The organism is Roseicyclus mahoneyensis (assembly GCF_003148775.1).
GTDB classification, from domain to species: Bacteria; Pseudomonadota; Alphaproteobacteria; order Rhodobacterales; family Rhodobacteraceae; genus Roseicyclus; species Roseicyclus mahoneyensis.
Map to the genome: position 1 here is coordinate 1 of NZ_QGGW01000021.1, position 9,838 is coordinate 9,838.

Annotated in this window: 6 protein-coding genes and 1 pseudogene; all 7 read left to right on the plus strand. The window is 54.2% G+C overall.

The window, feature by feature from the left end:
* Positions 1-93 precede the first annotated feature (93 nt).
* A pseudogene (locus C7455_RS19560) lies at positions 94-216 on the plus strand (transposase); the annotation flags it as partial.
* Positions 217-677: 461 nt separating this feature from the next.
* Complete coding sequence (locus tag C7455_RS20290; protein WP_170119168.1) at positions 678-947, plus strand: SapC family protein; 270 nt, start codon at positions 678-680, stop codon at positions 945-947.
* Positions 948-950: 3 nt separating this feature from the next.
* The gene (locus C7455_RS19570; RefSeq protein ID WP_109671130.1) at positions 951-3,494 is read left to right on the plus strand and encodes a leishmanolysin-related zinc metalloendopeptidase; all 2,544 of its coding nucleotides are present in this window, start codon (positions 951-953) and stop codon (positions 3,492-3,494) included.
* 143 nt (positions 3,495-3,637) lie between these two features.
* Positions 3,638-4,420, plus strand: a complete 783-nt coding sequence (locus C7455_RS19575; RefSeq protein ID WP_109671131.1) for a SapC family protein — start codon at positions 3,638-3,640, stop codon at positions 4,418-4,420.
* A 5-nt stretch (positions 4,421-4,425) separates the two neighbouring features.
* On the plus strand, positions 4,426-7,761 hold the full coding sequence (locus C7455_RS19580; RefSeq protein ID WP_109671133.1) for an AMP-binding protein: 3,336 nt from the start codon (positions 4,426-4,428) through the stop codon (positions 7,759-7,761).
* Positions 7,751-8,833, plus strand: a complete 1,083-nt coding sequence (locus C7455_RS19585; RefSeq protein ID WP_170119169.1) for a GNAT family N-acetyltransferase — start codon at positions 7,751-7,753, stop codon at positions 8,831-8,833. The genes C7455_RS19580 and C7455_RS19585 overlap by 11 nt, the downstream gene beginning before the upstream one ends.
* A gap of 48 nt (positions 8,834-8,881) precedes the next feature.
* Positions 8,882-9,700: an alpha/beta fold hydrolase gene (locus tag C7455_RS19590; RefSeq protein WP_170119170.1), complete on the plus strand. Its 819-nt coding sequence runs from the start codon at positions 8,882-8,884 to the stop codon at positions 9,698-9,700.
* Positions 9,701-9,838 lie beyond the last annotated feature (138 nt).

Genomic DNA, 9,838 nt, shown 5'->3' on the forward strand with positions numbered 1-9,838 from the left:
CCTGCGTTTCGACATATTCTGATCTCCTCGTCTTGGGGATCAGCAGACCTCAGATCGTAGCTTCCGTCACTGTCCAATTTTCGGGGGGTAGCTCAGATCGAGATCATGTTCGGCAGCCTGAAGGACTAGCGCCGGATCGCTACCCGCTACGACAGGTGCGCCAAGACCTTCCTCTCAGCCGTCGCCCTCGCCGCCACCGTCATCTTCTGGCTTTGATGATCAATGAGTCTGGAGCCTAGCTATAGACTGGTGGTTGACTCGGCTCGGTCACCTTCAGGTTGTAGCAGATAGAGTGATAGTCTTTGTCCACCCCATTGACCTCAGTCGTAATCAGTTAAGAAAGTCCTATCAATCAGTGGTAAAGTGGGCAAAGGTGGATGGCATTAACTCGTGAGAGGGCAATCTTCAATTTTGCGATTGGGATGTGTTTGATATTGAACCAAAGGATTTTCTGGATATCAATCGCGTTCGACCAGGGGGCGGCCGTAAGAATCGGACCCTGCAGCTTGCCGAGAGATCTCTTTTTTTGCAGCTCCGTAAAATTGGGGGAGCTGCCCTTGACTTCGTTCCTTTTAGGCGTTCGAAGTGTTGGTGGAGATGCTCTATGCGCTGTCCATGCATGTTGCGGGGGATCGCAAAACTGGCGCTTTAATGCACTATTAAAAAAGAGAAGATCAATGTTCAAAACTCCAGCGTCGCTGAAATTCGTAGACCTTGCAGATTTTCGGCTTCTGCCGAAGCAGGATTATTCCTTCTTGCGTTCGGAACTGGTGTCTCTAATCGTGATCGATGAGATCGCGGATGTGGCGCACCAGTATTCGATCACCGTCCGGGTGGGCAGTGCGCTGCTTGTGGCGCTAATGGGGGTGCAAAAGGAGTCCAACGCTTATGTCAGTCCCAGTGGGTCGTGGCTTACTGAATATATCCCTGCCCATAAGCGGGTGTGATACATGAACCAGTTTGACATCCCTTTCATTCTCCCGACTGATAGGCAACTCGGATTGCTTTATAATGGACGTTTTGGATTTAGGGCTAGCACGATGATGTCGCAATCTTCGGCGGCCCAACGTTTAAAATATGGTCTCGCGCTTAACACAGTTGGCCTATTACTTTCTGCCTGTGGCGGCGGCGGCGGTGGTGGAGCACCAAATCCAGAAATCTCAGCGACCGAGACTGGCGACGTGACCGTGAAGCATTCAAGTGTTCTTCTGATTCAAGTTGTCGATGGCTTTGCGCTTACGATGTTTCGGATTGATCCCGCACGGGCGTCTGGCGATCTGGCCATAACGCCGGCGTTATATCAGGGCGATCTGGTCGTCGAAGTGCTGCGGTCTATAACGGTTGAGGACGGGCATTTCATTGCGGCGCCTCTCGCTGACTTCTCATCTGACGGTTCTTTTAAGGACGTCATTGTCGATGGACCGCTCTGGCTGTTATCCGGCTTGGATGATGCCGCGCCAATCGAGACTGTCGCATTGGCCGTAAGCCTTAGCGGTCATGATCTCTTCTTTGACATGCCGTCTGACAACTACGGTGTTGTGCTGGACGCGGGAAGCGTAATCAACCTGCACGGGGGGCGTATCATAATCAGCGACGGCACGCTGGATTTAACGGCGGCACAACTGTTCAATGTCCAGGATATCTTACTGAATTCGGCCTTGGCGATCTCAGTTCAACAGCTCGAGGAACTCAGTGGTACCGTCTCATCTGGTGGTTCGGGCATCCTGAACATCACGCTTGCAGACATGGTCGACGCGGAGTTGTTGCAGCGAATAATCGCCGTCAAAACTCTGCCATCGGGTCTTACGCTGGCACTGGAGGCCAAAACCCCGGAAGTAATGACCTATCTTGATGAGGTGCTGCTACCTGAGATCAACGAGACCTTGTCCTTCAAGGTAGCGGAGCGGGTTGCAGGCGAGAATGATGCTCCCTCGGACATTGAAGTGTCGCTCAATGCCGTGCCCGAGAATGTCCGCGATTTGATTGTGGCGACCTTCTCCGTGGTTGATGTGGACCCCGGAGATACGCATATGATCACCTTGTCCGATGACCGCTTTGTGGTTGCTGGCAACACGATCGTGCTGGCCGATGGAGTGAGCCTCGACTTTGAAGCCGAAAGTACGATCGCGCTCACCATTACCGCTACGGATTTGGGCGGACTTTTCCTGAGCCGCGCGGTCAATCTGCAAGTAATTGATGTGAATGAGGCGCCGACGGCGCTCTCGCTGGCGAATACAGTCACGTCCGCCTTCGAAAACCAGGTACTTTCCACGCGCCTGTTGATTGCGGATCTGATCGTTGTGGACGATGCTTTGGGATCCAACATCTTCTCTCTATCAGGCGCAGATGCGAACCTCTTCGAGGTTTTGTCCGGACGGCTTTACCTGAAGGCAGGCGTTTTGCCCGAATATGACTTGAACCCAAACCTTGATGTCACCATCACTGTTTTCGACCCAACACTGCCGGGAAGTCTGGGGGTGTCCACGCAGATTACGGTCAATCTGCGTGAGACCAACGCCGGTTTGGCGTCTGCCTCAATCGATCCTGTTCGTTTCACGGACGCAGATGGCTCGAACAGCTATACGGCCGGAGATACGGTCACGCTGCGCTTCAACAGCGCCATCAATGTGTCTAGTTTTACGCCCTCGGATTTTGCTGTCTCCAACGGCAGCCTCGGCAATGCCACACTGACAGCGCACAACGCCGTGAATGGCCGAGCCTCGGAATTCTCTCTGACGCTTGGGTCGAGCAGCGTGCTGACCTCGCAATCCGCATTGTCTGTGAAGCAATATGCGATCACGGACATTGCAGGCCTACCCAATGCGAATGTTATCAGCTTTGCTTTGCCGCCAATCACGACGGGTTTTGACATCGTTCTGAACTATTCAGGGGACAGCAATTACCTAAGCATTTTTGAGGCAGCTGTTGCGGTCTGGGAGCGTGTCATCATCGGCGATCTACCCGATGTCGGCAGCATCGATGACCTGTGGATTGACGTCACTGTGGAGCATATCGATGGCAGAGGCGGCGTTCTCGGCTATGCATCTGTGACCCACCTTCGGTCATCAAGCGACGGGGGACTGCCTTATAAGGGTTACATGGTCTTTGACGAGGTCGACTTGGCCAGCATGCCACTTTCAGAAGCAATTGATGTCGCAATCCATGAAATCGCGCATGTGCTGGGATTTGGGTTACTCTGGTCCAGTTTTGGTTTGACATCGGGTGCATTATATACAGGCGCTAACGCCGTTCGTGAGTTCATCGCTGCAGGCGGTCAAACAAATTACATTCCCCTGGAAACAGAGGGTGGAGCGGGAACGGCCTATTACCACTGGGATGAAGATATTTTGGGTCGTGAGATCATGACGGGCTATCTGAACTCGGGTGAGAATTATCTCTCAGCGATCACTATCGGCGCTATGGAGGATTTGGGTTATGTCGTCGATTATACTGTTGCGGAACCTTATGTGCTCGCAGCCGCAATAATGGTATGAACGCCATCGAACTAGTTCAGGGAAGTATCTTTTACCCGTTCGACGCGTCGGGGGATATGGTTTATCCAGCGTCCGAGCTTGTTGCGGTCGCTCGGAAGGTGGGCGCTCCGATGTCCTGCGCAATATAAAATAGGAGTAGAGCCATGTTCAAAACTCTCGTTCCGCTTAAATTCTCACAACATGCGGACTTTCGGTTTCAACTGAACCCAGATTATTCCTTTGCGCGGGCGGAGCTGGTGGCTCCGATCGTGATCGATGAGATCGCAGATGTTGCGCGCGAATATCCGATTATTTTCCCCACCGGCAGTGCACTGCCGGTGGCATTGATGGGTGTGCAGAGCGGTTCCAATGCCTATGTCAGCCCCACGGGCGGCTGGCGTGCGGCCTACATCCCGGCGCATATCCGGCATTATCCTCTGGCGATCACGCGTATCCCTGTGGCGCCGGCCGATGAAGTGCCAATGGCTGATAGAGACGCTCGTTTTGCGATACTGATCGATGTCGACTCGCCGATGATTAGCCGGCTTGAGGGGGAACCAGTCTTTGAGGATGACGGCACGCTCAGCGCGCTTTCGCAACAAAAGACCCAGTTGCTTAACACGCTGCAATTGCGTGCAGGTGTAACACAACGCCTCGTCCAGGCAATTGATGCCGCGGGCTTGCTCATTGAACGTGCGATTCGGATCAAGGTGGAGGGCAAAGAGGACCGTCAGGTCACCGGTCTGCGCGTGATCGATGAGGCGGCGCTCAACAAGCTAGAAGACATTACTTTCAACAAGCTGCGCGCTTCCGGCGCCTTGCCTTTGATCTATGCCTCGCTGCTGTCCTGGGCCAACTTCCGTCAGGGGCCGATTGGGAAATCGCACATGCTGCCGAAGCAAGAGTCGAACGCGGAAAAGATCGAGGAGCTTCTTCGGTTCAACTGAACGCTATGAACGTTACATCGATCCTGTTTGATCAAGTCGAACGCAGACCTGAAGCTTTGGCGATACGTCGTGCTTCGGGTGACCTGTCATATGCTAAATTTGGCTCAATGGTCGCGCTGGCCGCAGGGGGCCTGCAATACGCCGGTGTCCGCGCAGGACATGTCATAGCTGTAATGCTGGATGATCCGCTGGATCATTGGTTGGCCACGTTGGCTATGGCGCACATTGGGGCCATAGTTTTCAGTATTCCGCGCTCCATGCCGATTGCACAGCGTGAGCGTTTGCTTGCACAGACTCGCTGCACCTGGTTGCTTTCGGACGATGACGCAGTGGCAAAAGGCGTCAAGCAAATTGGTTGGTCGGCAATTCGTAATCACGAAAGCGATACCCTGTGGGCGCCGGTGGCCATTGATGCTGATCAGCCTTGGATATATTTGAGTGGGTCAGGATCGACTGGACGGCCCAAGATTTTTCCAATTACTCAAAAACAACAAATTTCGCGTATCCAATTAACAACGCCTCGATTGCCTTATGGGCAGGATGATGTTCTTTTTTCCCTAATTGGAGTTAATTTTTCCAGCGCCAAATCAAGAATGCTTGAGGCGATATCGTTGGGTGCGGGCATTTACTTTAATCGGCCCGATCTTGTTGACTGCAGCACTGCGGTTCATAAGGGTCATGTGACTGCCCTGTATTGTACGCCTTTTCACCTGGAGGCAGTCTTTAGTACCCTTTCGCAAGATGCCATAAAATCTTTTGAAAAAATCAGCGCATTAATGGTAGCCGGTGCGCCTGTATCGATGGCGCTGAGGGAACGAGTTATCGCACAACTTAATGAGAAATTATTCGTGCTTTGGGGTACGAACGAAACAGGTATAGGAAGCATAACGCGCTTGGATGGCGTGCTCTCGGTGCCAGAAGGAGTGGGATATCCGGTAAAAGGGTTTGAGATTGAAATAGTTGATCAAGACGGTGCGGTTCTACCCTATGGAGTAGATGGTCTGGTGCGCGTCGCCTCGCCAACCATGGTCACAGGTTATCTGAACGATCCTGAAGCTACCCATAAGGCTTTCAGAGATGGCTGGTTTTATCCCGGCGATGTGGGCCACCTGACAGCCGATGGGCAGCTGGTCCATCGGGGCCGTGCCGATGACATGATGATTGTCAGCGGGGTCAACGTTTATCCTGTGGAGGTTGAGGCATGTTTGCGTGAGATAGCTGGTGTGTCGGACGCCCTCGTTAAACCTTTGCGTCATCCACATGCGCAAGAAGTTCCAGTTGCCTTGGTGGTAAGAGAACCTGAAGCCAAGTGCGATGCAAGAGCTCTGGTTCAGCAGGTGCGCGATCAGATCGGTCGATACACATTACATGATGTGGTTTTTGTTGAGTGCATCCCACGTAACGAGCACGGAAAGGTGCAAGGCGAGGTCGTTCAGCAGATACTTCGCCAGAAGTGGGGGGAAAGCACGGTTACTGATCGTAATGCTGGCGCCTCTTTCAATGCAAGCGGTGGAAGCTCCAGCAACACGATGAGCATCACGTTCAAGCTCCCTCCAGGAGCCAGGAAAGACGTCGTTCTTTTCTGGCTCAGCGTGCTGGATGACGACCTTGCCCTCGAGATGCCAGAGCAACGCTCTGTTGCTTTGGTCAATGAAGGGCAGCAGTGGCTCGACGTGGTTCTGAGACTGGCAATGGGCCTTTTACATGTACTGCGCATCCCTGTTTTTGAAACCCTGAAGGTGCAATCTTGCGTGCCGGAGCCTGATCGGACGAAAGGCTGGCAAGCAATTTGTCATTTTTCCGAAACGGAACGTGTGTCGCGCACCGTCGTGGAGGGGGTGCTCAAGGTTGCGTTCAAATTAGCGGGTTGGGCAGGGAGAGCTAATCCTGAATCACGCGAAGACCGTGATCGATTCTTCCAGATTATCGAAACAGATGTCAGGTGTGTCTTTGCCAAGGCCATGCCAAATGGCAAATCGACATTTGAAGTTTTGCGCGTCGCTCATCGGTTCGATATCCCATGCTTTGCGCTCCCGGGCGGCGTATTTCAACTGGGCATGGGCAGCACCGGGCGTAGGATTGACCGCAGCACAACAGATCACGATAGTGCGCTTGGAATGCGCTGGACACAGAACAAGATGCTGACAGCGCAACTTCTACGCCTAGGCGGTCTGCCAGCTCCGAGGCACGTGCGTGTCACGTCGCTTGAGCAAGCAAAGCAAGGTGCCGAGCGCATTGGCTTTCCGGTCGTGATCAAACCAACCGATCTTGAACGGGGTGAAGGTGTCACGGTCGATGTCAGAGCCGAAAATCTCGAGGCTGCATTTAACGAGGCGCATAAACGGTCTCCTGGTAAGTCTGTGCTGGTTGAGCAGCAGGTTCCGGGAGTCTGCCATCGCCTTTTCATTGTTGATGGCAGGCTTCTTTATGCTGTGCGGAGGCTTCCCATCGGGGTCTATGCAGACGGGTGGTCACGCATTGAGGACTTGGTAGCGGCGGAGTGTGAGGTACAAGACCGACTTCCGCCGTGGAAGCGCTCCGGGATCCGTCCCTTGGATGACATGGCAACTTACATGCTGCGTCGCCAGGGGTGGACATCAAATTCGGTGCCGGAGGCAGGGCGGTTCGTGGCGCTTCGTCGCATCGAGACCACGGCTTGGGGTGGCGTAGATGAAGAGGTCACGAATGCGATAAACCCAGAGAATGTGAGGGTGGCTATCGAGGCGGTACAACTCTTTGGGTTGGAAGTGGCCGGGGTGGATATCATCAGCCAGGATATCAAAGAACCCTGGTACGCCAACGGCTCCATCATCAATGAGGTCAATTATGCGCCGCTGCTTGGAGGCGGAGAGATTTCGCGTTCACGGATACCGTCGTTTTTAAGGACGCTTATAAGAAATGGCGGTCGCATTCCCATCCATGTGCATGTGGGCGGCGTCGAGGCTCTGAAAATAGCCAAAGAGACCTGGAAGCAGCTAGTAGATGCTGGAATGCGCGCTGCGCTTGTTGGTGCTGAACAGGTATGGATGCCGAACGGTGAGCCGCAGATGATGCCGTTAGTGGGCCTGCATGCCCGTTGTTGTGCCCTTATTCTCTCTTCGGGTATCGATGCCTTGGTCTTGATTGTTCAGGACGATGAGTTCATACAGACCGGTCTGCCCTTTGATCGTATCACCAGTCTCAATGAAACAGATGGGGCGCTAATGTCCTTTCCGCAGGGGTGCCCCCTTGATGCGTCGGCAGAAACAAAGCTGCGCGATTTTCTGAGGGCATGGCGCCGCAATGTCGAGACGGATGCCATGCAGGGCGTCAGAAACACTGGTGCCATTGATGGCGCTTGAGCTGAGGGTTATCAATACTATCGAGGCGGTGGACGCGGATGCTTGGGATGCCTGTGCGGCCGGGCACCCCTTTGTCCAGCACGCTTTTCTGAAGGCGCTTGAAACGTCCGGCGCTCTCGGGGCTGACCGCGGCGTGCTGCCGCGCCATATTCTGTTGATGGATGCCACACACGGCCTGGTTGCTTGCGCTCCTGCGATGCTCAAGTGGGGTACATTGCGCGAATATGGCCCTGAGGTTCACTGGCTGAGGGCCGGGTTAGACGCAGGCTTCTTCAAGTGGCCAAAGTTTCAAGTGGGCGTACCGTTCTTTCCAGTGACGGGCCGAAAGCTGTTGGTGCGCAGGGGATTTGCTGAGACGCCTTTGAGGGCAGCACTTATCAAGGGGCTGCTTCAGCTTGGGCAGCGTGCGGAACAGCAATCGGTTCTCAATATCTTGCACATCGACAATGCGACCGCACGGCTTTGTCAGGGGCAGGGCGCGCTGGTCGCTGGTGAACGGCATTCGATGTGGACGAACACGGGTTTCAATGATTGGGCAGACTATGTTGCGCAGCTGCACAAACGCAAACGCTACCAGCTGCATAAAGAACGCCGACAGGCAGAAGCCCATGGTCTAGCTTTCAGGGTGTTGAAAAGTTTTGAACTGACGGATGAAATCCTGACAGATTATTACGAGGGGCATCGCCGGGTATGTGAGCGTTACGGCGGCACACCGTGGCTCCCTGCTCCCATTTATGAGGCCATAGCCCGTTTGATGCCGTTAGACGCGTTGTTGATGGGTTATTTTGATGGGGCACGATTTGTGGCCGGCAACTTGCAACTGTGTGCGGCAGCTGAGCAAACGCTCTATATTCTTCAGGCCAGTGAGATGACGAAACTCGATAGCATGCAGTTGGATTTGATTTGCTATCGGCCTATCGAGTATGCGCTGGAACACGGGATTGGCAAGTTGGACTCGGGACTCGTTGCAAAGCACAAGCAGCATCGAGGCTGGCAGAGTGCCCCTGTTTATCATGCGCACTGGTTTTTCAACGATGAACTCAAGGCATTGGCGCAGCAGCATTTGAACTAGAAGCATGAGCCATGAGTGCTAGACAATGATATGTACCGAGGAATTGGCATGCAGCCACCAGAGAAGACCGAGACTTCACGGCCTAGCCTAAGGCGACAGGACGGCGTCTGCACGATCAAGAATTTTGCCTTTGCCTCGGGCGAGCGTATTGATGAGTTGCGGCTGCACTACACAACGCTGGGAACACCCGCGTATGATGCGGCAGGGCAGATCTGCAACGCTGTACTGTTGTTGCATTCGTCGACCAGTAACCGGATGCAATGGGTCACAGGTGCGCTCGAGAGGAGCCTGTTTGGGCCCGGCCAGGTGCTGGATGCGGGACGCTACTTCATCATCGCGCCTGACCTGATCGGCCACGGTCAATCGAGCAAACCCAGCGACGGGCTACGCACAAGGTTTCCTCGCTATCGCTGCCGGGACATGGCCGCCGCCGCGCACCTTCTGGTGACGCAAGGATTAAAAGTTAATCGCTTGCAACTGGTTATGGGAACATCGCTGGGGGCGATGTTAACGTGGGTCTGGGGGCAGATGTACCCGGAGTCGGCGGCGCGACTTGTGCCCATTGGAGCCTATCCGCTGCCGCTTGGAGGGCGCAACTGGATTGGGCGACGGATGATGATCGAGGCAATACGCCATGATCCTGCATGGGTGAACGGCGATTATGAACAACGGCCTAATAGCTATCTATACACTGCTCCGCTGCTGACATTGATGGCCCAGAGTGTGCAGCAACTCATGGATCTGGCGCCAGATCAGCGCAGTGCAGACCGGTACTACGGACAGTTGCTCAAGCGTGTGGCTCAGCACGACACCAACGACCTGCTCTACATTCTGGAGGCGACACAGGATTACAATCCAACGGTTTGAGCTACTCCCCAACTCTTGGACAGATTCCGAGGGTGATTTAAGCTACTGCCTGGACCTGCTGATCGGTTTGGGTTGCGTTGAAGTAGACCACGGCGGGCGGCTGTCCGCCATGGGCGGCATGGGGCCGCTGGTGGTTGT

What these genes read in the sequence shown, in the direction of transcription:
- C7455_RS19580 (WP_109671133.1), top strand. Translation starts at nt 4,426, where the DNA reads ATGAACGTTACATCGATCCTGTTTGATCAAGTCGAACGCAGACCTGAA.
- C7455_RS19570 (WP_109671130.1), top strand. Translation starts at nt 951, where the DNA reads ATGAACCAGTTTGACATCCCTTTCATTCTCCCGACTGATAGGCAACTC.
- C7455_RS19590 (WP_170119170.1), top strand. Translation starts at nt 8,882, where the DNA reads ATGCAGCCACCAGAGAAGACCGAGACTTCACGGCCTAGCCTAAGGCGA.
- C7455_RS19575 (WP_109671131.1), top strand. Translation starts at nt 3,638, where the DNA reads ATGTTCAAAACTCTCGTTCCGCTTAAATTCTCACAACATGCGGACTTT.
- C7455_RS20290 (WP_170119168.1), top strand. Translation starts at nt 678, where the DNA reads ATGTTCAAAACTCCAGCGTCGCTGAAATTCGTAGACCTTGCAGATTTT.
- C7455_RS19585 (WP_170119169.1), top strand. Translation starts at nt 7,751, where the DNA reads ATGGCGCTTGAGCTGAGGGTTATCAATACTATCGAGGCGGTGGACGCG.